At 48.6% G+C, this 25,354-nt stretch carries 26 protein-coding genes and 1 tRNA gene; 10 read left to right on the top strand and 17 right to left on the bottom strand.

Translation table 11 applies throughout. The features are described 5' to 3' along the window. Positions 1-54: 54 nt before the first annotated feature. The 5 genes from cobA to ACOBQJ_RS00330 form a co-directional block, all read right to left on the bottom strand. Positions 55-1,578 carry a uroporphyrinogen-III C-methyltransferase gene (cobA, locus tag ACOBQJ_RS00350; RefSeq protein WP_421069728.1) on the bottom strand — a complete coding sequence of 508 codons (1,524 nt, stop codon included), beginning with the start codon at positions 1,576-1,578 and terminating at the stop codon, positions 55-57. Further along, on the bottom strand, positions 1,571-2,512 hold the full coding sequence (gene hemC / locus ACOBQJ_RS00345; protein WP_421069727.1) for a hydroxymethylbilane synthase: 942 nt from the start codon (positions 2,510-2,512) through the stop codon (positions 1,571-1,573). The genes cobA and hemC overlap by 8 nt, the downstream gene beginning before the upstream one ends. A gap of 78 nt (positions 2,513-2,590) precedes the next feature. After that, a complete protein-coding gene (hemA, locus tag ACOBQJ_RS00340) occupies positions 2,591-3,919 on the bottom strand; it encodes a glutamyl-tRNA reductase (RefSeq protein WP_421069726.1) in 1,329 nt (442 codons plus the stop codon). Further along, a complete protein-coding gene (locus tag ACOBQJ_RS00335; protein WP_421069725.1) occupies positions 3,894-4,535 on the bottom strand; it encodes a precorrin-2 dehydrogenase/sirohydrochlorin ferrochelatase family protein in 642 nt (213 codons plus the stop codon). The genes hemA and ACOBQJ_RS00335 overlap by 26 nt, the downstream gene beginning before the upstream one ends. A 42-nt stretch (positions 4,536-4,577) precedes the next feature. After that, a complete protein-coding gene (locus ACOBQJ_RS00330; protein WP_421069724.1) occupies positions 4,578-5,543 on the bottom strand; it encodes a polyprenyl synthetase family protein in 966 nt (321 codons plus the stop codon). A gap of 248 nt (positions 5,544-5,791) precedes the next feature. On the opposite strand from ACOBQJ_RS00330, the gene ACOBQJ_RS00325 reads away from it, so the two are divergent. From ACOBQJ_RS00325 to ACOBQJ_RS00300, 6 genes are all read left to right on the top strand, one after another. After that, positions 5,792-5,889: transfer RNA gene (locus ACOBQJ_RS00325), tRNA-Sec, on the top strand. A 207-nt stretch (positions 5,890-6,096) separates the two neighbouring features. Continuing rightward, positions 6,097-6,312 (top strand): hypothetical protein, encoded by a 216-nt coding sequence (locus ACOBQJ_RS00320; RefSeq protein WP_421069723.1) that lies wholly within the window; start codon positions 6,097-6,099, stop codon positions 6,310-6,312. A 104-nt stretch (positions 6,313-6,416) separates the two neighbouring features. Next, positions 6,417-6,566 carry a DUF1540 domain-containing protein gene (locus ACOBQJ_RS00315; protein ID WP_421069722.1) on the top strand — a complete coding sequence of 50 codons (150 nt, stop codon included), beginning with the start codon at positions 6,417-6,419 and terminating at the stop codon, positions 6,564-6,566. Positions 6,567-6,682: 116 nt separating this feature from the next. Continuing rightward, positions 6,683-7,453 (top strand): prolipoprotein diacylglyceryl transferase, encoded by a 771-nt coding sequence (gene lgt, locus ACOBQJ_RS00310; RefSeq protein ID WP_421069721.1) that lies wholly within the window; start codon positions 6,683-6,685, stop codon positions 7,451-7,453. Between the two features lie 38 nt (positions 7,454-7,491). Beyond that, a complete protein-coding gene (locus tag ACOBQJ_RS00305; protein WP_421069720.1) occupies positions 7,492-7,722 on the top strand; it encodes a hypothetical protein in 231 nt (76 codons plus the stop codon). A 347-nt stretch (positions 7,723-8,069) separates the two neighbouring features. Beyond that, a complete protein-coding gene (locus ACOBQJ_RS00300; RefSeq protein WP_421069719.1) occupies positions 8,070-8,507 on the top strand; it encodes a universal stress protein in 438 nt (145 codons plus the stop codon). Positions 8,508-8,533: 26 nt separating this feature from the next. Here the strand turns inward: ACOBQJ_RS00300 and ACOBQJ_RS00295 are convergent, their stop codons facing one another. From ACOBQJ_RS00295 to ACOBQJ_RS00280, 4 genes are all read right to left on the bottom strand, one after another. Further along, complete coding sequence (locus tag ACOBQJ_RS00295) at positions 8,534-8,938, bottom strand: DUF4912 domain-containing protein (RefSeq protein WP_421069718.1); 405 nt, start codon at positions 8,936-8,938, stop codon at positions 8,534-8,536. 97 nt (positions 8,939-9,035) lie between these two features. Next, the gene (locus tag ACOBQJ_RS00290) at positions 9,036-9,911 is read right to left on the bottom strand and encodes an NAD(P)/FAD-dependent oxidoreductase (RefSeq protein WP_421069717.1); all 876 of its coding nucleotides are present in this window, start codon (positions 9,909-9,911) and stop codon (positions 9,036-9,038) included. A 285-nt stretch (positions 9,912-10,196) separates the two neighbouring features. Beyond that, complete coding sequence (gene hisG, locus ACOBQJ_RS00285; RefSeq protein ID WP_421069716.1) at positions 10,197-11,066, bottom strand: ATP phosphoribosyltransferase; 870 nt, start codon at positions 11,064-11,066, stop codon at positions 10,197-10,199. Positions 11,067-11,162: 96 nt separating this feature from the next. Then, on the bottom strand, positions 11,163-12,317 hold the full coding sequence (locus ACOBQJ_RS00280; RefSeq protein WP_421069715.1) for a LysM peptidoglycan-binding domain-containing protein: 1,155 nt from the start codon (positions 12,315-12,317) through the stop codon (positions 11,163-11,165). Between the two features lie 190 nt (positions 12,318-12,507). On the opposite strand from ACOBQJ_RS00280, the gene ACOBQJ_RS00275 reads away from it, so the two are divergent. After that, positions 12,508-13,743 (top strand): alpha/beta fold hydrolase, encoded by a 1,236-nt coding sequence (locus tag ACOBQJ_RS00275; protein ID WP_421069714.1) that lies wholly within the window; start codon positions 12,508-12,510, stop codon positions 13,741-13,743. Between the two features lie 147 nt (positions 13,744-13,890). Here ACOBQJ_RS00275 and ACOBQJ_RS00270 read toward each other — a convergent pair whose 3' ends face one another. Then, positions 13,891-14,076 carry an AbrB/MazE/SpoVT family DNA-binding domain-containing protein gene (locus ACOBQJ_RS00270; RefSeq protein ID WP_421069713.1) on the bottom strand — a complete coding sequence of 62 codons (186 nt, stop codon included), beginning with the start codon at positions 14,074-14,076 and terminating at the stop codon, positions 13,891-13,893. 199 nt (positions 14,077-14,275) lie between these two features. Here ACOBQJ_RS00270 and ACOBQJ_RS00265 point away from each other — a divergent pair, with 199 nt between their 5' ends. Further along, positions 14,276-15,466: a pyridoxal phosphate-dependent aminotransferase gene (locus tag ACOBQJ_RS00265; RefSeq protein ID WP_421069712.1), complete on the top strand. Its 1,191-nt coding sequence runs from the start codon at positions 14,276-14,278 to the stop codon at positions 15,464-15,466. An 88-nt stretch (positions 15,467-15,554) separates the two neighbouring features. On the opposite strand, the gene ACOBQJ_RS00260 is transcribed toward ACOBQJ_RS00265, so the two are convergent. The 4 genes from ACOBQJ_RS00260 to cwlD form a co-directional block, all read right to left on the bottom strand. Next, positions 15,555-16,034 (bottom strand): DUF456 domain-containing protein, encoded by a 480-nt coding sequence (locus tag ACOBQJ_RS00260; protein ID WP_421069711.1) that lies wholly within the window; start codon positions 16,032-16,034, stop codon positions 15,555-15,557. 79 nt (positions 16,035-16,113) lie between these two features. Further along, positions 16,114-16,302: a hypothetical protein gene (locus tag ACOBQJ_RS00255; RefSeq protein WP_421069710.1), complete on the bottom strand. Its 189-nt coding sequence runs from the start codon at positions 16,300-16,302 to the stop codon at positions 16,114-16,116. A 76-nt stretch (positions 16,303-16,378) separates the two neighbouring features. Continuing rightward, a complete protein-coding gene (locus tag ACOBQJ_RS00250; protein WP_421069709.1) occupies positions 16,379-17,317 on the bottom strand; it encodes a methyltransferase in 939 nt (312 codons plus the stop codon). Positions 17,318-17,337: 20 nt separating this feature from the next. Next, positions 17,338-18,093 carry an N-acetylmuramoyl-L-alanine amidase CwlD gene (cwlD, locus tag ACOBQJ_RS00245; protein ID WP_421069708.1) on the bottom strand — a complete coding sequence of 252 codons (756 nt, stop codon included), beginning with the start codon at positions 18,091-18,093 and terminating at the stop codon, positions 17,338-17,340. Positions 18,094-18,273: 180 nt separating this feature from the next. On the opposite strand from cwlD, the gene ACOBQJ_RS00240 reads away from it, so the two are divergent. Together ACOBQJ_RS00240 and ACOBQJ_RS00235 are read left to right on the top strand one after the other, a co-directional pair. Beyond that, positions 18,274-19,269: a polyprenyl synthetase family protein gene (locus tag ACOBQJ_RS00240; protein WP_421069707.1), complete on the top strand. Its 996-nt coding sequence runs from the start codon at positions 18,274-18,276 to the stop codon at positions 19,267-19,269. 291 nt (positions 19,270-19,560) lie between these two features. Then, positions 19,561-20,508 carry a prenyltransferase gene (locus tag ACOBQJ_RS00235; protein WP_421069706.1) on the top strand — a complete coding sequence of 316 codons (948 nt, stop codon included), beginning with the start codon at positions 19,561-19,563 and terminating at the stop codon, positions 20,506-20,508. Positions 20,509-20,517: 9 nt separating this feature from the next. On the opposite strand, the gene ACOBQJ_RS00230 is transcribed toward ACOBQJ_RS00235, so the two are convergent. The 3 genes from ACOBQJ_RS00230 to selA all read right to left on the bottom strand — a co-directional run bounded on the left by ACOBQJ_RS00230 (position 20,518) and on the right by selA (position 25,099). Then, entirely contained in the window at positions 20,518-21,672 is a 1,155-nt protein-coding gene (locus ACOBQJ_RS00230) for an NAD(P)/FAD-dependent oxidoreductase (protein ID WP_421069705.1), read from the bottom strand. A gap of 61 nt (positions 21,673-21,733) precedes the next feature. Then, positions 21,734-23,656: a selenocysteine-specific translation elongation factor gene (gene selB / locus ACOBQJ_RS00225; protein WP_421069704.1), complete on the bottom strand. Its 1,923-nt coding sequence runs from the start codon at positions 23,654-23,656 to the stop codon at positions 21,734-21,736. A gap of 18 nt (positions 23,657-23,674) precedes the next feature. Next, positions 23,675-25,099, bottom strand: coding sequence for an L-seryl-tRNA(Sec) selenium transferase (gene selA / locus ACOBQJ_RS00220; protein ID WP_421069703.1), 1,425 nt, complete (start codon positions 25,097-25,099; stop codon positions 23,675-23,677). Positions 25,100-25,354: the final 255 nt, after the last annotated feature.

Raw genomic sequence — 25,354 nt, 5'->3', positions numbered from 1 at the left:
TTACTTCGAATTATATTTCTTTCAAATGTTTTGAATTTTTTAAATGGCCTTAATTTATATACTCTTATAATAATTCAATATGGCTTTGATCAGTCCTTCAATCGTATACTCTTCCGCCACCAGGTCCGCCTCGATGCCCATCTCCCTGGCGGTATCCGCAGTGACAGGCCCGATGCAGGCCACGGTCACATTCCCCAGTAAGCTTTTTATATCGGTGGCGCCGAGCATATTGACAAAATTACGCACAGTGGAGGAACTGGTAAATGTTATGCCATGTATTTCGCCTTTTTTCAACATCTCCGCTATGCGGCCGCCCTGTCCCTCTCCCGGCACGGTGCGGTAGGCAGTCACTTCGTCAACCTGGGCGCCCAGGCGTGACAATGACTCCGGCAGTATTTTTCTGGCGATGTCGGCGCGCGGCATTAATACCCTGTCTCCCGCCGCCACTTTTCCCTGTAAAACCTTCAGTATTTCCTCGGCACGGAATTCAACAGGCACATAATCCACAATGAGTCCGTAATTTTCCAGGGCTTCCCTTGTTTTGGGACCGATAGCGCAAAGTTTTGCACCGTAAAGTTCACGGACATCCTTGCGGTGATAACGCAGCCTCTTAAAAAATGACTCCACGCCGTTGACGCTAGTGAAAATTACCCACTGGTAACTCCCGAGGTTATCCAAAGCCAGGTCAAGAGGGCCAAAATCTTCCGGCTCCACCACGCTGATAGTTGGAAACTCCAGAGGTTCCGCTCCCAACGCCTCAAGCGCCTCTGATAGAACACTGGCCTGTTCCCTTGAACGTGTCACTAAAATCCTTTTGCCGAATAGGGGCTTTTTTTCAAACCAGCTCAGTTTTTCCCGCAGCCTGACGACCTCTCCTATAATAATCAGGGCGGGATTCTTAAATCCTTCACTTTCCGCCTTCCGGCTGATGTCTTCCAGCGTTCCCACCAGCGTGCGCTGCTCCGGCCTGGTGCCCCACCTTACGAGGGCGGCCGGAGTTTTGGGAGACCGGCCGTTTTCCACCAGGCGTTTTGTAATGTGCGGCAGGTTCGCCATCCCCATCAGGAAGACCAGGGTGCCCGCCCCAGTCGATATTTTGGCCCAATCTATGCTTGAATCCTCTTTTAAAGGGTCTTCATTGCCTGTAATGACGGCGAAGGTAGAGGTGAAGTCCCGGTGCGTCACCGGGATCCCCGCGTATGCCGCCGCCGCGATGGCGGAAGTAACTCCGGGCACAATTTCAAAAAGCACACCGGCGGCCGCCAGAGCCTCAGCCTCTTCCCCGCCCCGGCCGAAAACAAAAGGGTCTCCTCCCTTAAGCCTGGTAACAGTCTTACCTTTTAAAGCCTTTTCAACCAGGAGCCTGTTTATTTCCGACTGGGTAAGGGTATGGCGCTCAGGCGATTTGCCGACATATACTATCTCCGCTCCGGGCCTGGCGAACGAGAGCATCCTATCACTGACCAGCCGGTCGTATATAATCGTGTCACTTTTCTGGATGCACTCCAGGCCTTTTACAGTGATCAGCTTTGGATCGCCGGGACCCGCGCCTACCAGATAAACGATACCTTTATCCATCGCACCTGTTCTCCTGTCGCATCATGTTTAATATTTCGCCCGCGCCTGTTTCCAAAAGCTTTTCTGCCAGCCTGACACCAATGTCTTCAGCGTCCGCGGCGTCTCCAATCAAGGATGTGCGCACCATTTCCGCGCCGTCAAGGCTGACAACAGCTCCCTCCAGGCGCAGACATTCTCCTTCAACCGCAGCATGCGCACCGATCGGCACCTGGCAGCCGCCTTCGAGTTTTCTTAGTAATGCCCTTTCAGCGCTTACAGCCAGGCGCGACTCTTTGTGATCTATGTTTTTAAGCAGGGCGAGCATTTCAACATTGTCAGAGGCTGCTTCCACCCCGACCGCCCCCTGGCCAACCGCGGGCAGGAGTATTTCAAAAGGGATCACCTGTGTTACCCTGTGGTCGAGGCCCATGCGGTGCACCCCGGCGTAAGCCAGAATTGTCGCGTCAAACCTGTTTTCATCCAGTTTTTTGATACGGGTCTGGACGTTTCCCCGCAGGTTTGCCGTTTTTAAATCGTTCCGGTAGTGAAGGACCTGGGCGGCCCGCCTGAGGCTGCTGGTGCCGATAACCGCGCCTGCCGGAAGCTCTGCCAGGGTTTTAGCGCCGCGTGAAATTAATACGTCACCAGGGTATTCCCTCTCGCATACCGCTCCGATGGTGAGGCCGTCCGGCAGGTCTGTGGGCAAGTCTTTCATGCTGTGCACAGCCATATCAATTTCCCCGCGCAGTATGGCGTACTCCAGTTCTTTGGTAAAAAGGCCCTTGTCTCCTATTTTAGCCAGGGCGACATCAAGGATGTTATCTCCCTGAGTGCGGATGCCTTTAATCCGGTAGCTGTGTCCGGGGCTCAAACTCTTCAGGCGTTCAACCACCCAGCAGGCTTGCCACATGGCAAGCCTGCTTTCTCTTGTCCCCACAACAATCTCTTGTTTCAATACAAAATCCCCTAATAATTATTTGAACCAAATTTACTGTCCTGCTGTGGTGTTTTGCTTATGATTTGCAATTTATTGTTATTTAATCATCCGGTGTTTTTCGGTTTCAACCTGGTCCGGCTGTTTCCTCGGTTTCTGGCCCGGCACTTCCAGGTCAAATAAATTTTGCATGATTTCGGTGTACAGGTGCCCCTCCACGGTCAGGGCATACTTTTTCAGCTGAGTGATGGGAACATGCAATACCTGGTTGACTATTGAGTTTGCCAGAGAGGAGACAACTTTTTCGTCATGTTCCGATAAGTCACCCAGGCGGTTCAAGGCCCGCTGCAATTCTTTTTGCTTTATTTCTTCGCCCCAGTTTTTAAGGGCTGCGACAGTGGGTATGACAAACTGGGTGCTGTGCCATTTCATGAACTTTTCAAGCTCTTCTTCAATGATTAACTCGGCCTTGTTGGCGGCGTTTTTACGCTCGGTCAGGTTGTGGTCAACCACGGTTTTCAGGTCGTCTATATCATAAAGGGTTACTCCCGCCAGTTTGCCCGCTTCAGTTTCAATATCACGCGGCACCGCTATGTCGACCATGAATATCTTTTTGCCTTTTCTTTTCTCCATGACCAGCCGCATCTCTTCAGCTTTGACCACAGAGTGCGCCGCCGCGGTACAGCTGATAACAATATCCGCGCTTTCCATATACTTATACAATTCGCTGAATCTGACGGCTTTGCCCCTGAACTGGGCGGCGAGGGCTTCCGCGCGTTCAAACGAGCGGTTTGAAACAATGACGCCTGAAATACCGTTGTCAACGAGATGCCTGGCAGTCAGCTCACTCATTTTACCCGCGCCGATAATCAGCACCTGGCGCTTGTTTAAGTCCCCCAGGTGCTGTTTGGCCAATTCAACCGCGGCATAGCTGATTGAGACAGCGTTGCGGTCAATGCCTGTCTCCGTGCGGACCCTTTTGCCTACAGTAAGCGCAAGCTGGAAAAGCGTGTTGATGACACGGTTGGTGGCCTCGTATTCTACAGCGTCCATGTAGGCGGACTTTAACTGTCCCAGGATCTGAGTCTCGCCCAGCAGCATCGAGTCCAGCCCTGAAGCGACGCGAAAAGTATGGCGGATCATATCATACAAAGTGTGGCAGTAAGTATAGTTCTTAATTTCCGATTTGTTTACCCCCGACCAGCGGGAGAGAAAATCCCAGATGGCATTTATCCCTTCGTCCATCTCAAGGGTCGCGGCATATATTTCAGTCCTGTTGCAGGTGGATAAAATAACACAGCCCTCAATAACAGGATAGGATTTCAACCGCCTCAGAGCATCTTTTAGCGTGTATCCGGGAAAAGACAGTTTCTCCCGGACCTCAACGGGCGCGGTCCTGTGGTTAAGACCCACTACCGTGATAAGCACCTAATAACATCTCCTTTGCCTGATCCAGCCGGCCATTTTTAAGCATGTCCAAGATAACATCACTTAAAAGGTCTTCCAGTATTTTTTTCTTCTTTCCGGGATCAGACACATTTTTGATTACTTCTTCTCTCAAGGCGCCAAGCATTTCCAGAAATTCTTCATACTGCGGCCCGTAAACCGACTCCAGTTCTTCTCTGATCTTCCTGGCCAGCAGCGGGCTTTTTCCGCCGGTTGAGACTGCTATGGACAGAGACCCTCTCCTTACGGTAGCCGGCACATAAAAGCTGCATTTCGCCGGGTCGTCAACAATATTTACGATCAGTGCGCGGCTGGCACAATCATCTGCTATCTGCCTGTTTACTTCTTCTCTGCCGGTGGCTCCGAAGACCAGGAAAACACCGTCCAAATCCGAGCACTGATAACCGCCCCGCCTGTATAAAATCAAACCTTCTTCAGCCATGGACGCCAAGGCGGGAGTTATCACCGGGCTGACCACGCTGACCTGGGCGCCGCACTCAAGCAGGGAGCGCACCTTGCGCTCCGCGACATTTCCCCCGCCGGCGACCAAACATTTTTTATTTTCTAAATCCAGAGATACCAGGTAGCGTCCAGCCATGCCTACCGCCTGCAAAATAAATTATTTTTAAACTAAGCCTGCTTAAAACTTCCTGGCACACACAAAATCCGCCGCCATGCTCAGGGTCCGCCGGGTTGGAATATCAGGCAGCTCTTTTAAATCACTTTTTGCTTTGACGATATATTTATGCGCAATATTAAAAGAATAATCGATAGCCCCGGAGTTCCTGACAATTTCTAATGCTTCATTAACCTCGTCTTCGCTTTTTTCCACTTTCGTCACCAGCTCAGCGAGTCGTTTCTTGTCTTTACAGCGTTTTAGGGCGTATATCACCGGCAGCGTTATAATACCCTGCCTCAGGTCACCGCCGATCGGCTTGCCCAGCTGGCGCTGTTCCGCGATCATGTCGAGGATGTCGTCGGTAATCTGAAAGGCCATCCCGATATTGTACCCGTACCTTCTCAGTGGTAAATATATGCTTTTGTCAGCGCCGCAGGATACCGCCCCCAGTTGAGCGCTCGCGGCGATCAGAAGAGCGGTTTTGCATTTGATGCGGTAAAAATAGTTCTTCTTGCTCTGGTTTATATCAAAGGAAGACGATATTTGTATAATTTCACCCTGGGACATCTGCACGCTTGTGTCGGATAAAACCCCGGATATTATCGGCATGTCTTCGTATTTGGATATCAGGATTAGAGATTTTGCGAAAAGATATGAGCCTATATGGGTTGAAATCCTGTTTCCCCACATGGCTTTCACCGTAGGCTTACCCCTGCGGGTCATAGACGCGTCGACCACATCGTCGTGGACAAGGGACGCCATATGGATAAGTTCAAGGGTCGCCGCCAGTGGTATTACCCGTTCCAAATCAAAATTGTAAAATTTTGCCCCGAATATGGCAAGCGCCGGCCGCAGCCGCTTGCCGCCCGCGTTAAGGAGGTGGGTGGAAGTCTCCGTTAATATTTGATAATCCGCCTGGACTATTTTTCTTAATGCACTTTCAACGGCCTGTAGTTCATCTTTTATATCTACGAATAACTCCAGCATATCTCCACCTGCTTATTCAACCCTTAAAAAGAATTTGCATCTATATATTTAGGCGAAATATAAAATAATTTCTCGAACGTTATGAGATATTCCTTTAAAGTATAATATATATTTTTTTCAAAAAAGCAAGGCGGCATAATGCGGCGCTATACATATAATGTTAGTTATCCATTTCTCATGGCAGCTTGATTTTTCGCGAAAAATCTTATATAATATGAATTCGTTCAAAGATTAAATTTCAATATCTCGGGGGTGGATGGTGCCTGGTGGTGCTCCTGGTCTTCAAAACCAGTCGCGGGGCAGTGCTCCTGTCCTGGGTGGGTTCGATTCCCACGCACTCCCGCCAGTTAAAAGACGGATTTTGGCAAGATATATTTTGGGGAACAGGTTTTGAGGACTTGTTTTTTTTACTTTTACGGCCAAAAGCACTCTCCAGTTTTAAAAAAATGCAAAATGCCTCTGAAGGTTCGAATTTATGATAGAGTTAATACTGTTTGTTTTTTTAAGGTGTTGATGCCATAAGTGTTTTTGCGAAAAGGAGATAGCTATAATAATGGAAATTGAGCAGATTGCTGGTTATATTGTTGTCTCTGTTATTGCGGCAATTGGTTTGGCTAATTGGATAAATAGTAAAAAACCACGCAATGAAGACTGGTTTGAAAATTTACCGAAATGGGCTAGAGTTTTATTTTTTATAGGATTCCTTATATTTATATGGGCTTTTTATCAATTAGCTGTTTCACCGTCGGCCACTTTATGGCCGCAATAGTTATTTAATTTCATTGATATCTTAAACTTAACCACTGCCTGCGGCAAGTATAAAACCTATAATTGTGGAAAATATAATAAAAACAATCACTGGAGGTGATTTATTTGCCAAATATAAAATGTTCCGTAACAGAATGCAAGTGGAACAACGCTGTAGAGTGCCACGCTCCCATGATCCAGGTGGACCATAACCACGCCAGCATGGCTGATAATTCCGATCAGACAAAATGTGAAACCTTTAAAATGAAATCATAAAAAATAAAATGCGTTATAAACCCACAGTATGGTTGAAAAACCGAAAGGCTGGTTGAAAAACCAGCCTTTCTTTAATATTATTGATAAGAAACCTTTTATTCTATGGAGGAACTGTCATGATTGACCCCGTGGCCATCCAGGCCGGACCAATATCCATACACTGGTATGGTATTCTTATCGATACCGCTTTTATTTTCGGCGTGGCGCTGGCGTACTACCATGCGAAAAAATCTCAACTAAGCACAGAGCACCTGTTAAATATGATTATTTTAATCATTCCGGCGGCCATGATCGGCGCCAGGTTATATTATGTCATATTCAACTGGAAAAGTTACGCGTATAACCCCCTGGAAGCTTTTGCGATCTGGCACGGCGGCCTGGCCATACACGGGGGCCTGCTCGCCGGCGTCATTGTAGGTTACCTTTATATAAGAAAGTATAATTTGAATTTCTGGAAATTCGCTGATGTTGTTGCCCCAAGCATTATCCTGGGACAGAGCATAGGCAGGTGGGGCAACTTTATAAACCAGGAGGCTTATGGTTATCCTGTAAGCAGGCAGTATATCAGCCATTTTCCTGTCTTTATCCAAAAGCAGATGTATATCGGCAACCAATACCACCATCCCGCGTTTCTGTACGAATCCCTGTGGGACCTGGCTGTCTTTTCATTTCTTTTTTATCTATTCAAACGAAAATCATTTGACGGCCAGATAATGCTCCTTTACCTGATCCTGTATTCAGCAGGCCGGTTTTTTATTGAATCCCTGCGCATGGACAGCGAAATGCTGGGACCGTTCAGGCTCGCTCAAGTGATCAGCCTTCTGTTGATAGCTTTATCAATCTATTTCTATATTAAGTTTTCTGGTAAAAAGGTCCACATAAAATAAAATGCAAATACTAGAAACAAAACTTTGAGGTGATACACATGACATTTATTGCCAATTTATTTACTCACCGGGGCAGTGAAGTCCTGGTACGTGAGCAGGTGTCTTTTTTTATCCGCGACGCACAAAATACAGCGCTGGATATTGGTAAATTAATACAGGAGATAATAAACACGGGGCATCCTGATATCACAAACCAATGCTCCAGGTTGGCCCAGCTAAACTCTCAGCTTGGTAAAACACTTGAGCAGGCCCAAAAATCTATAAACTGATCATTACCGGTAATATTAGTAATTGTTGCTATTTACAACCCGCCGCAGAGTAACACACCTGACGATTTCCTCATATTATACAAAAAAGTATATGAGGAGGTAAGTATATTATGGCATTTGGCACTGGCGGCGGCGGGGCGATATCCGGATCCTTCAACTTCTCTTTTTTCTTTACATTTTTCTTCTTTATAATAATTGTGTTCTTCCTGTTCTTTTTTATCTAAGTCTATAAACTGATGAGGGCGGGTATCTTATAACCCGTCCTCCTTTTATTTTTTGTTAAAAATTGATATAGTTTAATAAATTGTAAAGTATATATTAAAAATTATCAGACAGGGGGCATTACCATGTACAAGAATGTTCTAGTACCCGTGGACGGCTCTGAAAAATCCGCGTTAGCCGCGCTGCACGCCGCGGAATTGGCCTCAAAATTAGGCTCTGAATTGTTTTTGCTGCACGTCGTTCCCTCTCTTCCTCCCTACATAGACATTTCTCCAGACCGCTTGAGCAAGATCCAGCAGGCCATTATAGATGAATTGTACAAGCAGGGTAAAATCATACTGTCTAAAGTAAAAGATGACCTGGCAGCGTACGGATTAAACATCCATACGGATATCGCCGTGGGCCATCCCGCAGATGAAATAATAAAAAAAGCCAAAGAAATTAATTGTGAGCTTGTAGTTATGGGCAGCAGGGGTTTAGGTGAGATAAAAGGCATCCTCATGGGCAGCGTAAGCAACAGGGTAACAAAGCACGCCAGCTGCCCGGTTCTGGTGGTCAGGTAGTATTAACTGCCAAAAGGCCTGCCTGCTCACCGGCCTTCGGGCTTAAAGACCGAGGACGAGGGAGAATTCGCTTCGCCGGGCGACACGGAACCGGGCAGGTCGTGTGGCGCGCTGATTATATTTGACCGCAGCAGCGGTAAGAAAATATTGTCTTCGTTCAAGGTGCCTATTTCGCAGTTGTATGACTTACCCGGTATCACATTCTCAAAATAGTAACTTTTTTTGGTCAGGTCAAAGTCAAAAACCTGTATGATACCTTTCCCGTTTATGTTCAGCCTGATCTGCACATTCTTTTTCCCGCTCAGCGTATTTCTTAACCCTGGCGACAGTTCCCAGTATGCATACAGAACTTTGGGGCTTTGGAACATTAAAATGAGCGCGTTCTCGTGGTACTCCGCAGGCAGGACCTTTTTAAAACCTTGCTTTTCCAATGGCACTCTCCCCTCTTTTTTTATATATCATTTGACACCGGTTAAAAGAATACCTTCCATATATAGGAAATTTTATTCCTGTAAAGATAAATTTTTATCAGCCCGGTATTGAATCTAAATAATTTACCGCGTTCAGGGCTGCCACCTGGCCCTCGCCGACCGCTTTGGCCAGCTGGTATGGTTTACCGGTACAGTCACCGGCCGCAAAAACCCCCTCAATATTTGTTTTGAGTTCACGGTCGACCTGGACATGGTTTTCCCTGACTGCCAAACCAGGCAGAAGAGTGTCCGGCAGGTATGTTTCCCGGTAGATAAAAACACCCTGTACAGCCAGGTCACGCCCGTCGATCCTTAGTCCATCAACACTGCCGCCGCCGGTGACAGCCTGGACGCTTTTTGCTTCTATCGCTTCAATCCCGCTTTTCAGACCGCTGAATAACTTATTATCGCTTGAAACAAAATACACCTTGCGGCAAATATCTTTTAGAAAATTTGCATCCTCCACACCTTCGGCGGTATAAGCGACCACCGCCACGTCTTTCCCCTCGAATAACGGGCCGTCGCAGGTGGCGCAGTACCCCACTCCTTTTCCAATAAAATCTCTTTCACCTTCAATTAATTTGTCCACCGTGACGCCGGTGGCGATAATTACCGCCCGGGCGTCATAGCTGGCATCAGCCGCCTGCAGCGTGAACCCGCCCTTGCTGTTTTGGGTGACTGAATTAATTATGAGCCGCGTGACGGGAATATTCATCGATCTGGCATGTTCCAAAAATTTCTCCCTTAAAATTTCTCCAGATACTTCGGGTGAGCCAAGGTAGTTGTTCACAACGGCCGATTTTTGCAGCTTGGGTGCGCATAGCTCCCCTCCGAATAAATTAACAGATTTTCTCCTGATGCTTGCGTTTACCGCTGCTGACAGCCCGGCCGGCCCGCAGCCGACAATGGCTATATCGCATATATCGTTTCCCATTGCTTCCCCTCTTCTCATTTTTTAAACATTATGCCCATGTATTCTGAAGGTCTTGCACATGGAAGATAAATCCGAACATTAGATAGACTTATGGAATAAGATGATATGAAGGGGGCTTGATGTTATAAAATGAGATTCAGGATTAATCCTCTTACCTTGAGGTGGAAAACTGCGCGTCTGATAAATTTGTTCAGAATGATAAACATAACGCAGCTCCTTAAAACAATAGTATACAGGTGTCTGAGAAGAATTTAAAAAGCGCTGTATCGGCTACAGCGCTTTTTTCTAGGGTATTACTTTCGTCAGGGGGTACTCAATGATATCCTGCGCCCCCTCTTTTTTAAGGGCGGGTATCAGGTCCCTCACCTGTTTTTCCTCCAGTATTACCTCCACCGCCACCCAGTCGCTGTGCACCAGCTGAGAGATGGTAGGATGTTTCATCGCCGGCAGCACGTCCAGGATGGCATCCAGCCTTTCACCGGGCACGTTCATTTTCAGGCCCACCTTAGACCTGGCCCGCAGAGCGCCCTGCAGAAGGACTGCCAGGTTCTGTAGTTTTTCCCTTTTCCAGCTGTCTTCCCAGGCTGCATTATTGGCATGCAGTTTAGTGGTAGATTCAAGGATGGTCGCTAAAATGCGCAGGTTGTTAGCCTTGATTGAACTGCCGGTTTCAGTTATATCTGCAATGGCGTCCACCAGGTCAGGCACCTTTACTTCCGTGGCGCCGTAGGAAAATTCAACAGAGGCTTTTACGCCGTTATCTTTCAGGTATTTTTGTGTTACATTTACAAGTTCCGTCGCGATCCGCTTGCCGTTTAGATCTTTTACTTCCTTTATATCACTGTCTTTGGCCACGGCGATCACCAGGCGGATCGGGTTTGAGGTGCTTTTGGCATAGACCATGTCCGCCACTTCAACCACGTCAGCGTCATTTTCCAGGATCCAGTCCAGCCCGCTGATGCCAGCGTCAAGCACACCCTCAGCCACATACCTGGGAATTTCCTGAGCCCTCATCAGTACAATCTCCAGCTCGGGGTCATTGACCGCCGGGAAATAGGAGCGGGACCGCACATTTATTTCAAATCCAGCCTGTTTAAAAAGATTAAAGGTAGCCTCCTGAAGGCTCCCTTTGGGCAAGCCTAATCTCAATTTCAACTTTCTTTTCCTCCTCAGTAATTACCGGTATTGTATACATTGTAAAAGTATACCTGCAGTAAATTCAGGTGTCAAGACCGGCATGACAGTAAATATTTACGGGATAATCAGTATCTGTCCGGGGAAGATTATACCCGCGTCAGTAATCCTGTTTAACTCAGCGATGGCAGTTTCAGTTGTCCGGTACTGCAAGGCCAGCCCGTAAAGTGTTTCGCCCGGTCTTACTATGTGTATAGTCCTGCCCGCGGGCGCCAGCAGCCATACCTGGACCGCGCCGTCTGACGTGCCCAGGCCCAGCAGACCTTCACTGCTTAAAGCAATATCATTAACCGGCCTGCCGGTCCTTACGGCCCAGTCGGGCGAGTTGTTTGCAACAGGCGCCGCAAAACCAAAAAGAAAACCGCCAGGTGTCCCTGCAATAAGAGTATCCCGGTTTTCTCCCGCAATCATCCCGGCAGTCAAAGCAGGCACAGCGCTTCCCAGGTTGTCGGAAGTCAGTGCGTTTACAAACTGATCGCTAATCTCAACTATTCTTACCGAGCCGTCCCCGCCGCCCCAGGCCAGCTCCTCCCCGGCTGGTTCTCTTAATTCGCCTGCCGCAAGTGATGTGACCGGCGCCGGCAAATTTGGCTCTGCCGGCCCTTCTGCAAATCCTCTTTCAGTAAAAATTAATGTTATTATTCCGGAATTGCTGTTGTTTTTATAAGCTGCCGCAATCACCGGCAGATTTCCTTCACCCCTGTCCAGGACAGTGACTCTTTGGGCCGGTCCCGGCAATAACCTTATGGCCAGTAATTCCAGCCTGATCCCGTTCGTTGTTTCTTCCGCCAGGCTGTATATATAAAGGGCCTGCTTCCCTTCGGAAGCCGCGATCACTTCTTGCCTGCCGTCGCCGTCGATGTCAGCGACAGCGAGGTCGACAAAAAGCGCGCCCTGTTCGGGTTCTGTTTCAAACAACCTGGCCAGTACCCCTTCCCTAATACCGAATACGGCAACCCTGTCTTCCAGGCCAGTGGCGATATACTGCGGAGGCGCTGCCGCCAGCCCCACCGCCAAGCTTAACACCCGCGCTCCCGTGTCCGTGGCGCCGATAAGCATGTATTCAGATCCCACAGGGGCGAACAGATAAATTACATTGCCCGCCGCCGCGACAAAATCAGGCCGGCTGCTGATAATATTTCCCCAGTCCACCAATACTGAATTATCAAGGCCCTCCCGGGACCAGATTTCATTTGCGGTTACTAAAGGCACATAAACCATCCCTTTTAAGTTTTTATTAAATTTATGCTCCGTTTTTTTATAATAAACGTAAATATCTCTAAAATATTATCTTGTTCCAATTATTCAATGGTAGAATATAGAATAGAAAAAGCAACCACCTGTCATTATCTATAAATATATTTTTGAATTCAATTTAATAATACTTATCAGGAGGTTATGTATGAGTCCTCAATCAATTGTTTTACAGGCGGTGCGCAAAATTTTAATGCCGATTTTCATGGTCGCCGTCATTTTCATTTTAATCCTGCCCGTGGCAGATCTGCCTGTGGCCACCTCTGTGCCCGCTTATGTCTGGATTACGCTTGCCGCCGCGGATGCGGCGCTAATCATACTGCTGGTCCGTTACCGGCGCTCCCTGCGACTATCCCTGGCAATCCTGGCGGGAATGGCCGCAGTTTTAATCCTGGCTGTCACAGCATCGCAGGTTTTAACATCCACACCGCCTATTGCGGGCTCAAACAGCATCGCGGTGCTGGAAAAAGTAAACCTGGGCGGGAGAGACCAGTGGATTACCATTCGCGGCAAAGATGCAAATAAACCAGTACTGCTTTATCTCGGCATCGGCGGCCCCGGCGCGGGCGGTTTTCCGGCCACAGCTATGAGCCTTAAACCCCTGGAGGACCATTTTGTAGTCGTAAACTGGGATCAGCCGGGCACAGGCAAGTCATATGATGCGGCGCCAATCCCGACGCTTACAGTCGAGCAGTTCGTCTCTGACGCCCACCAACTGACACAATTAATGCGCTCACGCTTCCACCAGGACAGAATCTACGTAATGGGTCTTTCATGGGGCACCATCCTGGGCACCAAACTGGTGCAGCAGTACCCCGACTTGTTCTGCGCCTATGTCGGCACCGGACAAATGGTTAATACAACGGAAAACGACCGCATGGGCTACGAAATCGCGATCAGGACGGCCGCTGAGAATGGCGATACCGGCACGGTTAACAAGCTGCGCAGCTACGGTCCTCCGCCATATACCGGTGATGGGATGGCTGTGAAATATGCGGCGTATAACAATATATTGTTTGACCTAATGGGGTCGCCCAGCCTGGAGATGGTTTTATTGCTGGCGCCCCAGTTCGCGCGGGAATACGGGCTGTTGGATAAAGTGAACTTCGCACGGGGGCTGGTTGAGTCTTTCACTGTTGTATACCCCCAGCTGCAGGACCTGGATTTTACCGCTCAGGCCAACAGGCTGGACTTGCCCGTGTACTTTCTCGTAGGCCGGCAGGACGTTAATGCAATGGCGTCGCTGGTAGATCGCTATTACAATGTGCTTCAGGCGCCGCACAAGGAATTGATCTGGCTTGAATCAGGGCATGGCGCAACTCAGGAAGAGCTTTTGGACGCTATGGTCAACCATGTGCTGGCACAGACAAAGCCGGCGCAATAATTTAAACCTTGATTTTTTAGCCGCAGCGGAAAATAAAAACCGGTCACAAAGGACCGGTAGCGTAAGACAATTACTTAACAGACATCCATGCCGCTAAAGCGGCACCATCAGGATATGAAAATTCTTATTTTCAGGATAGATAATAAATCAACCTGCTTTATATATCAAAGTCTCTTCTATTGCAGACTCTGCACCTTCGATTTTTTTTATGATCAAAACACCGCTTTGGATTTCAATTTTAATATCGCTTCCCCCCTTAAGGTTGAGGGATTTCATAACCGAGCGCGGTATGGTGACCTGACCGTCGGGAGTCAAATAGGATATATTTGTCATCTTTCACTCCTCTTTACCTTTAATTACCGCCGGCTTTTTCATTATAATTGACCCCATTGGTTATAACCAGAGTGTTTTATTGTCAAGATGTGTCGCACTTTGCCTGAGCCTTAAAATATAAGGACTTTTAACTTGAATTTTTTTTTAGATGGTGTAAGATACCAACAAAAGAGTTTAACTAATATGAAGGGGGATCCCAATGGCAATATCCAAGAAAATTGAGAAGTCAATTACCGGCGCGTCCTGGATCCGTAAAATGTTTGAAGAAGGTGAAAGGTTAAGAAAAATATACGGAAGCGAAAAAGTTTATGACTTCACCCTTGGCAACCCTGATCTTGAACCGCCGGCGGCTTTTAAAGAAGCTTTAAAAGAACTGGCGCTAAGGCCTGTGCCGGGAATGCACCGTTATATGAGCAACGCCGGTTACACTGATACACGCCTGGCTGTTGCCAAAGTACTGGCGGCTCAAACCGGACTTCCATTTGACGAAAATCACGTAGTTATGACCTGCGGCGCCGGCGCCGCACTGAACGTAGTCCTGAAATCAATACTTGATCCGGGCGACGAGGTCATTATTTTGTCTCCTTTCTTTGTGGAATACAAATTTTATATTGACAACCATGGCGGTATTGCTAAAGAGGTACCCACTACAAAAGAGTTTAAGCTTGATATAAATGCTATAAGCGGCGCCATAACCTCCCGGACCAAGGCGATAATCATCAACTCCCCCAACAACCCGACCGGTGTCGTCTATGACGAGGAGTCACTCAAGGAACTTGGCAGGATGATCGCAGGCATGGAAAGTAAATTCGGGAACCAGGTTTTTGTCTTATCAGATGAGCCATACGCGAAGATAATATATGACAGCCTGACCCTGCCCAGCATTTTTAACTGTGTCAAGAACAGCATTGTGGTTACTTCACACAGCAAGGACCTGGCACTGCCTGGAGAGCGTATAGGTTACGCGGCTATATCACCGCTTATCGAAAACGCCGGATTGCTGATGGATGCGATGGTCTTTTGCAACCGCACCCTCGGTTTCGTTAACGCGCCGGCGCTTATGCAGCGACTGGTGGCCGGACTGCAGCATGAAAGCGTGGACATAGAAAGGTACCGGGAAAAAAGAGACATCCTTTACAACAATCTAACATCTCTTGGTTTTAAAATGGTTAAACCCCAGGGCGCCTTTTACCTTTTTCCTGAATCCCCGCTGCCGGATGACGTTGAATTCGTTATGGCCGCCCAGAAACACAACATACTGCTTGTGCCGGGCAGCGGCTTTGGAGCGCCCGGGTATTTCCGCATCGCTTACTGCATAGATAAGCAGGTTATCCTTAACTCTCTGCCCGCTTTCAAAGCGCTGGCCGCTGAGCTGGGCATGACAAGATAGGACAAAACAAATGAACCCGGGCTTTGCCTGGGTTCATTTGTTTTGCCATAAATCTGATTGCCGCGGATGCGACAAAATTGACTTAATGCTAGAAAACCGCGATGAAAAACCATACGATCATCACGATTTCGATCGCCAGCTTCAGCAAAAAACCCCCAAGAAAGCCGATAAGAGTGCCCACACCAACTCTGAATGCTTTTTCCGGAGAATTCTTCAGATAAAGCTCCCCGGCCACAGCTCCAATAAAAGGGCCGAATATAAGTCCAAATGGTCCCATTAGAATTAATCCCAGCAGACCGCCAATAACGCTTCCCCAAACAGCTTCTTTCGAACCGCCGTAACGGCTGACGCCCCACGCCCCGGCAAAATAGTCGACAAAAAATATCAGCGCCACTGCCAGTCCCTGCCCTACAAAGAACGTCCACGGCAGGTTATTAAAATCTACAATCCAGCCGTATAAAAACATGCCCAGCCAGATCAAAGGCGCACCGGGCAGCGCTGGCAATAATGTGCCGGCCACACCCGCTATGAAGAACAAGACCGCTATGATCATTCCAATAATGGACATATTTTTACACCCCTCTCTTTTATTCTAATATATTATACGATAAAAAAGACCACTTTAAGTGGCCTTTTCTATTTTTATCTTAAATTACATCACTGGTTAAATCTATGTCCATTGTCTTCCGCCTTCGTATTATTCCTTTAACCCTGCCTGCGGCCTTACTGGCACATTCACCGGCTGATTCACCCGCACAGCGCCTGCTGATCTTTGAAAGGGCAATAAACGCAAGCGCGGCCGCCCCAATTCCGGCTATGGTGCGATACGAAAACATAACAGCGCCCCCTTATAAGCTTTTACGCTTATAATTACCGGAAGCGGTTCATATATTCATTTAGTTTAATGACAGCCTATCTCTTTTTGGCTATAAGTATTTGTTTTGTGCCGGCTGAATTAAGGTGCAAACCGCAGAACCCGGCGCCGGCGAGCCAATCGGAATACTCGTCATATGTCCAGGTACCGCCATTTATAGTATTCACAAGCATGTTAACTCCGAAAACAGCCGCCGTGGCGTTGGTCCCCCTGACAAAATCCACAATTGCTATCATCCCGCCGGGCTGGAGGACACGCTCAGCTTTTTTAAACAGCTCCCTGTTTTCATGTTCTCCATATATGTGGCATATATTGCCCAAAAAAATATGGGAAAAAGGCCCCGGCGGCAGTCCGTCGTTAAAATCGCCCGCTGCCATTTCTATTTTTTCCGCACCGGTGAGAAAGGCAGACATATACTCAACCACTTCCGGGAGGTCAAGCACGGTCACCCTCGCTCCCAGCGAAGCAAATGCTCTCGCGTAAGTGAGCGGCCCCCCGCCGACATCCAGCACTTTTGCCCCCTGGCCTTTTCCGGCCAGGCACAGTTCAGCAACCGCGCGGGAATTCTGCTTTGCGCTGAGGCCCATGGCGGACATGAAATACTTTGTCCTTTCACGTTGCTTGTCTTTTGGGTGAGGCTTCCCTGTAAAAATGACTTCCGGCAGGGTCATCCAGGTCCTGATTACATTGTAGCGGTGCATGAACGAAAAACCGGTATAAGCCTTCGATTCAGTGTTATAAAGCATATCCCGGGCTTCCCCGCTCAGCATGAGCTTATCTTTTTCTTTAGCCAGGTATCCCAGCGCCTCCAGGGCTTCCGTGACAACCCAAACCGACCGGACGTCCGCACCCATCAGCCCTGCCAGCTCAACCGCGGTCATGGGATTGTCGTTAAGGTTTTCGATGATACCTGACTCTACTGCCGCGGCCAGTATTAACAATTCCTGCGGCACCGTAAGCGCTGATCTGTCCGGCATCTCCATCGCTCCTTTGATGCCTATTCCTGTCCTTGTACGGCCTGGGCCATCGCAGGTCTGGCTCCTGCCAGGTAGCGGGCTATGCCGGCGTATATGGACCAGGCGATTTTGTTCTGGTAAACGGGATCCAGCATTAGCTTTTCCTCGCCCGGGTTGCTGATAAAACCTATTTCAACAATAACACTGGGCATTTTAGTCATCCTGTTAGCGAAGTAATCAACCTGTTTGGCCTGGCGGCCCGGGTTATCCAAAAAATTGTTTAATTCCTTCTGGATGGCCACAGCCAATTTTTTACTTTCTTCCGACCCTGGCTGCGAAAATGTCTGTGCGCCACGCTCCCGTTTGTCCGGAAAACTGTTAACATGTATGCTCAAAAAAATGTCCGCGTTATTCTGATTGGCCAGTTCCACCCGCCTGGTCAAATCCTGCACCTTGATCTTATAAAGATTTTGCAGCTCCGGATCGCTCAGGTCCCGGTCACTTTCCCTGGTCAGCAATACTTGCGCTCCCGACTGGCGAAGAATATCGGACAGTTTCATGGAAACATCCAGCACTATGTCCTTTTCAAGCACACCGTCTCTTCCCAGGGCGCCCGGGTCCACCCCTCCGTGGCCGGGGTCTATTACAACCAGTTTATTAGCCATTACCCAGGAAAGCGTTGAGATGTATCGCTCCTCATACCGGGCTGCAGCATATCTGTAGCAGGTCAGAACGGTTATCAGAAAAAGCGTTAAAATCAAAACACTGCTTTTTTTAAATATAATTGTTCGCAGCAAAACAGTCAATTACAGCATCCTGCCCTTCTATAAATTGTGGCAGCCTTTTCAGGCTGCAGCATTACTTTCTATTTTAGAAGGGTATGCCGTTTTTTTTAAAATATGTTCGCCATTAATAAAAGCTATGCCTGTCAACGCCGCTCCGCATAGCGCAATAAATTTTAGCGCAATATAAATATTATGCTTAAAGTTACTGAACCTTTAGACTGTTTGCCCGGCAAAGAAAACAACATACAACTTGAAGCTCTATACAATCCGGTCCAAAAAGAAATTACAGACGTTGAAAATGTTCTTGAGCGTATCTGCCGCATATCAGAACTGAAACCCCTTCTAAAAGGCGGCAAAAGGCTGCGCCCGGCGCTTGTTTTACTCTCCTCTCTCTTCGGTCGCGGACCATGTCCGGATACAATCAACCTTGCCGCGGCGGTCGAAATTCTGCACCTGGCGTCTTTAGTACACGACGATATTATTGATTGTTCCGCTTACCGCCGCGGCAGACCGACAATAAACAATCTATTGGGAGAAAAAAGCGCTGTACTTGCCGGTGATTACCTCTTCTTTCTTTTTTTAGAACTGTCCGCGGGCCTTGGTGAAAGTGCCCTTTCATCCCTATCCGGTGTCTTGAAGGATTTAATCAAGGCGGAATTTGATCAGCAGCGGGAAGTCTTTAACTTTAATATATTTGAAAAAACCTACTTGAAAAGGACATCTCAAAAAGCAGGCTCATTCCTTTCCTGCTGCTGTAAATTGGGCGCCCTGCTCGCAGGCGCCCAGACTAAAATTATTATCTCTTTAGAAAAATACGGCCTTTTTTTAGGAATATCCTTCCAAATTACTGACGACCTGCTTGATTATAAGGGGAAACCTGAACAAACCGGCAAGCCGGGGTCCAATGACATCACCCGTGGTGTTTTCACACTCCCTTTAATACATGCTCTTAATAACAGCCACAATAAAAATACCCTGCGCGAAATAATAATGGGGCGTGAGCTGCCGCTTTCCGCTCACGAATATATTATCAACGACATGCGTGAAACGGGGTCGCTGGATTATGCGGCGGAAATGGCCAAACGCTACGCCATGCTGGCGGAGCGCGCTTTGTCATCCCTGCCTGATTGTCCTGCCAGGGACAGTCTTTACTCTTTATCAGAATTCGTGACGAAAAGAGATTTTTAAAACTAATTCACAGGATTAACAAGATTAAATCGATTAACAGGATCTTTAAAATAATTTAATAATTAACGGATTTTTACTAACTCCAAGGCAAAGTATTTTGGAGTAAAAGAAAATATTTACACAGTAATACGTCTAAACAATTACTTAATAATACTTGTTTAAAATCTTGTAAATCTTAATAATCCTGTAAATCTTGTGATATATGTTTAAATCTTTTTTCCTGTAATTCATTATTATAATCCTGTAAATCCCGTCAGTGTGTTTTTAATTTTTTAAGAAAGAGGTTTAGTTATGATGAATTTCAACGAGGCTGCTTGCAGACCAGGTATTATTGGGTTTTTTAGAATAACACGGTTTATACCGGTAGTGGCTTCAACTTTAGGCGCCTTTGCCCTTGGCATTCTCCCCGCCACAATACAAAATGGGTTTAATTATTTGACCGCCTGGCACATTCTTTTAATCGTTTTTGCCGGAACAACACTGCACTGTGTCACCGGCCACGCCTACAACGATTTCGCAGACTGGCGGTCCGGCACTGATAAACACAGTCCGGGCTTGCTTTCAGGCGGGTCCGGCGTGATAGAGGAAGGTTTACTGAATGAAAGAGGCCTATTTCTTATCGGCCTGGCCGGGATGGCGCTGCCGGTATTGATAGGCCTGTACTTTTACAATCTGCGAGGCGTATTTGTCTTATACATCATTTTGACCGGCATCTGGGCGGGAGCGGCGTATTCCCTGCCGCCTTTCAGGCTGGCTTACCGTCCGCTGGCAGGCGAATGGCTGGCCTTGTTTCCGGCTTTTGCAGCTATTACAGCAGGTTCTTTTTTCATTCTGACAGGAAATTTAAACCGGCAGGTAATTACAGCCGGAGCCATCCATGGCTTAATGACACTGGGGTGGATCATGCAGCATCACCTGACTGACATTGAATCGGACCTTAGCGCCGTCCCGGTTAAAACTACTACACCCGCATTCGTTTATAACAGGTGGGGGTTAACAGCCACAAAATTTGTGCCCGCTGCATATTTCTTTATGGCGGCGATCGCCGGCCTCGCAGGCGGTATCCTGATCAATCCGGTCTTGGCACTGCCTGTCATACCGTCCTGCCTATGCATATACATTGCTTTTATGACTGATCCGTCCGATGTTAGATCAATTACCGGCGCGGAAATAAAAATGCTTGCCATTGCTACCGGTAACGCGGCAGTGCTGGCAGTACTGCTGGCCCTTGGTTTTTAGAGCTATTTTTTAATCCTTTAAGACGGCTGAGGTTTTTTTGAGCAGCATGCCCGGTACCTGGGGTAGAAACCAGTGATAATAGTCCTGATATCCTATCCGGCCCTGAAGTATTTCCAGTGACTTTTCAAAAGGTTCCTGAGAGCTGAAATACATCCCAAACAAAAAATCCGGCAGTTTTTGAAACAACCTGGCTACAGACATGGCAGCTTTTAGATCATCGCCAAACTCATCGATGCAGCTTTTTTTGTAGATTAGTAAGTTATGTAAATTTATGTCAAGGCCTTCCAGGATCACGGACGCTGCCGTTTTAGCCGCCAGCCGCCCGGAAGCGATAGCATAGCGGATGCCTTCCCCGGTAAGCGGATCTGCAAACCCCGCTGCGTCACCCGCCAGCAATACACGATCGGCGACAGTTATTCTGCCTATTCCACCAAGCGGTACGGTGTAACTTCTGACATCCTGTTTCTTTAACCCTTTTTTCTCCAGAAAATTGTTAAATACCGCCTTCATCCCTTCAGCTTCCGCACACCACCCTCCCATCCCTACAGATAGGTAATCCTTTTTGGGAAATACCCAGCTGTAAGTCATCGGCAGGGGCCCGTAATGTATTTCGATCTGTTCCCGGTTGTAATTATGTTCCGTGTCATCGCATTCTGTACAGAGGCAGATCGCGAGATCATTTCTGCGGAAGGGGCCCCTGATTATTTTTGCGATTTTACTGTTCACTCCATCCGCGCCGATTAATAATTTTCCGGTATACACATCAGTTCCAGTCCGTACTGTCACACCATCGGGGCCAATGTCAAAAGAAGTTGCCTCTTCCCCCTGTCTCAAGACTGCTCCCGAATGGACGGCCGCCTTGACCAGCCAGTAATCGAATTTATCTCTGGACACTACAAACATAAAATTTTCTTCTGTATCTACATGAATGCTTTTTTCACCATAAAAGGCTTTAAATGATCGGCACTTAGCCTGGACAATTTTTTCGGGAATCGGACACCAGAGCATATTGGCAGCGGCGGCTGTCACGCCTCCGGCACAGGGTTTGTAGCGGGGCAGTTGTTCCTTCTCAATAATCACCGCGCTCAGGCCGGACCTGGCACATTCCAGCGCGGCAGTTGCCCCCGCGGGACCTGCTCCTGCTATGATCACGTCGTATTTCATTAATTATACCCTCCTGCTGTCTTAAGTCATATTATGCCACACTGAGGATAAATAACTCCGTTTATATATCAAGCGCTTTGCCCGGCAGGCGCTTGTCGCCGACCCGCTTGGTCAGCTTAACCCGGTCAAAATACTCAAGCAGCGGCAGTGCGTATTTGCGGGAGGTCTTGAGCAGGTCACGCAGTTCGCCCACTGTAATTTCCCCGCTGTCCCTGAGATAAGCGGTTACTTTTTTTATTGCTTCCTGCAAAACGTCCTTTTGAAAGTAAAGGTCCTCGGTGACTTTAACCAGTTCTTCTGTCCTCAGCATGTATTGCAGCAGTTCCGCCCCTTTTGTTTCGGCAAGGCCTATGGTTTTGCCGAGTTCCGCCCAGGAAGGCGGCAGGAAATCTGACTCTTTCATGATCTGCCCGATCTGCTGGATCTGTTTTTTCTGCTGGGCGTCGGGGCCGGTTGCAAACTCTCTTACGGCAACCGCCTGCGGCATTACATTAAGGGCTCCTTCCCTTTCCATTTCTAAAAGGACCAGTTGAAATACTTTTGTGTTAATTGACTGAAATTTTCTGGACCGCAGCTCTTCCTTCGGGTAGCCGTCCCGCAGCGGAAACTCCCGGTGATAAGAAGAAACCGCCTTTTTTATATCTTCCAGCCAGCGGTTGTATACACCAGTTGACAGGAGGTATGTTTTCCCGTCACCGTTAATCAGCTTAACCTCATTCGCAGCAGACAGGGCGGCGGCCGCTTCAAGCACTTCTTTTCCCTGCAGGCCGGTGCCGGCTGCGACCTCCGCCGGTACAGGCAGGCTGTCGTTTCCATCCAGGTAATGCTTTACAATTTCAGTTGGGGTGCCCTTTTCCCTGGTAGCCAGGGCGTTGAGCACGTCCTCGCGAAAACGCTTGTGTTTGCGTTTAGGCGCAGGGTCGATGACAGTGCCGCCTCCGATTGTCCGCATCGGCGAGTACGACCTGATCACAAAACGGTCGCCTTTTACAGGCACTGCATGTTCCTCCAGCACAATCTGGGCATAAACCATCGAACCTGGCTCAAGCTCTTCCCTGTCCAGCAATACTACCCGTCCCAGGGTCTCCCGGGTGCCCAGGTAAAACCGCACCCTGGCTCTGTTTTTAAGGGGCCTGGCAGCGCTTGGCAGGAGAAGCAGGCGCACGTCCAGGCGCTGTGACGGCTTGATCATATTAGGTCCGGCCACAACGCTGCCGCGGCCGACTTGTTCGACTTCAATTCCCGCCAGGTTAACCGCCGCTCTCTGGCCCGCCTCCGCTGACTCAACCTTTTCACCGTGGACCTGGACTGAGCGGACCCTGGCGGATAACCCTTCCGGCTGTACCTCAACCACGTCTCCCACTTTTATAATACCGGACAGCAGTGTTCCGGTAACCACTGTACCGAAACCGGTTATTGTGAAAACCCTGTCTACAGGCAGCCTTGGCTGGCCCTGGCCGGCTTTCGGGACTACTTCTTCCACGGCCTGGGCGATCAATTCCATTAAATCGGGGATACCTTGTTTGGTAACTGCCGATACCGTCACCACAGGCGCGTCTTCAAGGACTGTCCCCTTTAAAAATTCCTTAACGTCCTCCTTAACCAGGTCCAGCCACTCCTCGTCCACCAGGTCGCATTTTGTCAAAACGACTATTCCCTTATTTACCTGGAGCAGTTGGATAATGTCCATATGCTCCCTGGTCTGAGGCATGACGCCCTCGTCGGCGGCAATAACCAGCAGCACCAGGTCGAAGCCGCCAGCCCCGGCCAGCATGTTTTTTATGAACCGCTCATGTCCCGGCACGTCTACAATACCGACCCTGCGGCCTCCAGGCAGGTTAAGGAAGGCAAAACCCAGTTCGATAGATATGCCTCGTTCCTTCTCCTCCTTCAGGCGGTCTGTATCCACTCCGGTCATGGCCCTTACCAGGGCTGTTTTCCCGTGGTCCACATGTCCAGCGGTCCCAATAATCAGGTTCTTCAAAACACACACTTCCGATCTTTATTTTAAAACCTGCAAAATAGCCTCTGCTATTAGCTGATACTCCGTATCGCAGATGGTCCTAAGATCCAGGACAAGCCTGTCCTCCTGCACTCTTCCCATCACCGCGGGCTCACCGCGCCGCAGAGCTGCCTGCAGGTCACCGGCGCTAATACCTTGAGGGCTCACAGCAACTACCGCTGTCGGCAGGTCCGCGGTCGGCATAGCCCCGCCGCCAACCGCCGACAAACCGTCCTCTACTTTGAATTCAGCTTTGCCTTTACCGATAACACTTTCTAACAGCAGGGCAAATTCACAGGCCCTCTTGTCCAGGACCTCCCTGTCCTCTGTCAGCATTTTTAGGGTTGGAATTTCAGAGATTGCTTTTTCCGGATCAAGGTATTCCCTCAGTGTCGCTTCCAGGGCCGCCACAGTCATCTTATCGATCCTGATAGCCCTGGTCAGAGGGTTCTTTTTCATTTTTTCTATGTAATGGCGCCTGCCGACAATAATTCCCGCCTGCGGTCCTCCCAGGAGTTTGTCGCCGCTGAAAGTCACTATATCCGGACCCGCCCCCAGCACCTCCTGCACAGTTGGTTCCTGCGGCAGCCCGAAACGGCTTAAATCAACCAGAAAACCGCTGCCCAGGTCAGACATCACCGGCAGTTTGTATTCCCGTCCGATTTCCACCAGTTCACTCACCGAGGTCTCCCTGGTGAAACCGATGATACGGTAGTTGCTGGTATGCACATGCAGAAGCATGGCTGTTTCTTCACCGATAGCCCTTCTGTAATCATCAGGATGAGTTTTATTGGTTGAGCCCACTTCAACCAGTCTGGCGCCGCTCTGGGCCATAACTTCGGGTATGCGGAAAGAGCCTCCGATTTCAACCAGCTGACCCCGCGAAACGATCACTTCCCGCCCCTTGGCGGCAGTGCTCAATGCCAGCAGCACCGCGGCGGCGTTATTATTTACGACAAGGGCGTCTTCAGCGCCAGTCAGCGAGGAAAGCAGGCTCTCCAGCGCGGAATATCTCGATCCCCTGCGCCCGGTATCAAGGTCGAGCTCAAGGTTGGAATAATTTGCAGCCACTATGTTTACAGCTTCCCTGGCCCGGTCGCTCAGGAGGGCGCGCCCGAGGTTTGTGTGCAGTACAACCCCGGTGGCGTTGATCACCCGGCGCAGGTTTGGCCGGACTGAGCGCCGCACCGCCGCGGCTGCTTTTTCAACTACCCTGTACAGGTACTCTTCTTTCTTCTGATCCTGCTGCTCAGTCACACCGCACGCTAATATTTCCTTCCTCTCACCGGCCACTGCAGCCCGGACAGCCTCAATGACAACACTGCGGGGGTGTTTTTTCAGCATTTCCGTCACCCTGCCGTCTCTCAGCACCTCGTCTACTGACGGCAGCTGCCTGAGGCTTTTTTCAATATAATTTTCGTTCATACAGCCTCCGCTAGCAAAATTGTATTTCCTTCAACTTTTTTAAATTATATGGCAGTAAACCATCAAAAGCAAGCATATCAGGAATTTGGGCGTTCTGCCATTTTATTTTAGCAAAGTTCTCTATGCAAAGGTTGGTGTGATATATATAATAGAAGGAGGCGGCGCGATAAAATGATTCAAGTTAATTAAGAGCCTTAAACGGTAACCTATTAATATAACCGCAATAATAGCGGTTTCTTTATTTGATTTTTTGAC

The sequence above is a fragment of the Pelotomaculum propionicicum genome, from assembly GCF_048984525.1.
Taxonomy (GTDB): domain Bacteria; phylum Bacillota; class Desulfotomaculia; order Desulfotomaculales; family Pelotomaculaceae; genus Syntrophopropionicum; species Syntrophopropionicum propionicicum_A.
The sequence above is the reverse complement of the archived record's forward strand: the minus strand, read 5'-3'. Positions and strand labels throughout refer to the sequence as shown.

Bases quoted from the DNA above. Each gene is read 5' to 3' on its own strand.
- cobA (WP_421069728.1), bottom strand. From the start codon at position 1,578: ATGGATAAAGGTATCGTTTATCTGGTAGGCGCGGGTCCCGGCGATCCA.
- ACOBQJ_RS00335 (WP_421069725.1), bottom strand. From the start codon at position 4,535: ATGGCTGGACGCTACCTGGTATCTCTGGATTTAGAAAATAAAAAATGT.
- ACOBQJ_RS00330 (WP_421069724.1), bottom strand. From the start codon at position 5,543: ATGCTGGAGTTATTCGTAGATATAAAAGATGAACTACAGGCCGTTGAA.
- ACOBQJ_RS00320 (WP_421069723.1), top strand. From the start codon at position 6,097: ATGGAAATTGAGCAGATTGCTGGTTATATTGTTGTCTCTGTTATTGCG.
- lgt (WP_421069721.1), top strand. From the start codon at position 6,683: ATGATTGACCCCGTGGCCATCCAGGCCGGACCAATATCCATACACTGG.
- ACOBQJ_RS00305 (WP_421069720.1), top strand. From the start codon at position 7,492: ATGACATTTATTGCCAATTTATTTACTCACCGGGGCAGTGAAGTCCTG.
- ACOBQJ_RS00300 (WP_421069719.1), top strand. From the start codon at position 8,070: ATGTACAAGAATGTTCTAGTACCCGTGGACGGCTCTGAAAAATCCGCG.
- ACOBQJ_RS00290 (WP_421069717.1), bottom strand. From the start codon at position 9,911: ATGGGAAACGATATATGCGATATAGCCATTGTCGGCTGCGGGCCGGCC.
- ACOBQJ_RS00275 (WP_421069714.1), top strand. From the start codon at position 12,508: ATGAGTCCTCAATCAATTGTTTTACAGGCGGTGCGCAAAATTTTAATG.
- ACOBQJ_RS00270 (WP_421069713.1), bottom strand. From the start codon at position 14,076: ATGACAAATATATCCTATTTGACTCCCGACGGTCAGGTCACCATACCG.
- ACOBQJ_RS00265 (WP_421069712.1), top strand. From the start codon at position 14,276: ATGGCAATATCCAAGAAAATTGAGAAGTCAATTACCGGCGCGTCCTGG.
- ACOBQJ_RS00260 (WP_421069711.1), bottom strand. From the start codon at position 16,034: ATGTCCATTATTGGAATGATCATAGCGGTCTTGTTCTTCATAGCGGGT.
- ACOBQJ_RS00255 (WP_421069710.1), bottom strand. From the start codon at position 16,302: ATGTTTTCGTATCGCACCATAGCCGGAATTGGGGCGGCCGCGCTTGCG.
- ACOBQJ_RS00250 (WP_421069709.1), bottom strand. From the start codon at position 17,317: ATGCCGGACAGATCAGCGCTTACGGTGCCGCAGGAATTGTTAATACTG.
- ACOBQJ_RS00240 (WP_421069707.1), top strand. From the start codon at position 18,274: ATGCTTAAAGTTACTGAACCTTTAGACTGTTTGCCCGGCAAAGAAAAC.
- ACOBQJ_RS00235 (WP_421069706.1), top strand. From the start codon at position 19,561: ATGATGAATTTCAACGAGGCTGCTTGCAGACCAGGTATTATTGGGTTT.
- ACOBQJ_RS00230 (WP_421069705.1), bottom strand. From the start codon at position 21,672: ATGAAATACGACGTGATCATAGCAGGAGCAGGTCCCGCGGGGGCAACT.
- selA (WP_421069703.1), bottom strand. From the start codon at position 25,099: ATGAACGAAAATTATATTGAAAAAAGCCTCAGGCAGCTGCCGTCAGTA.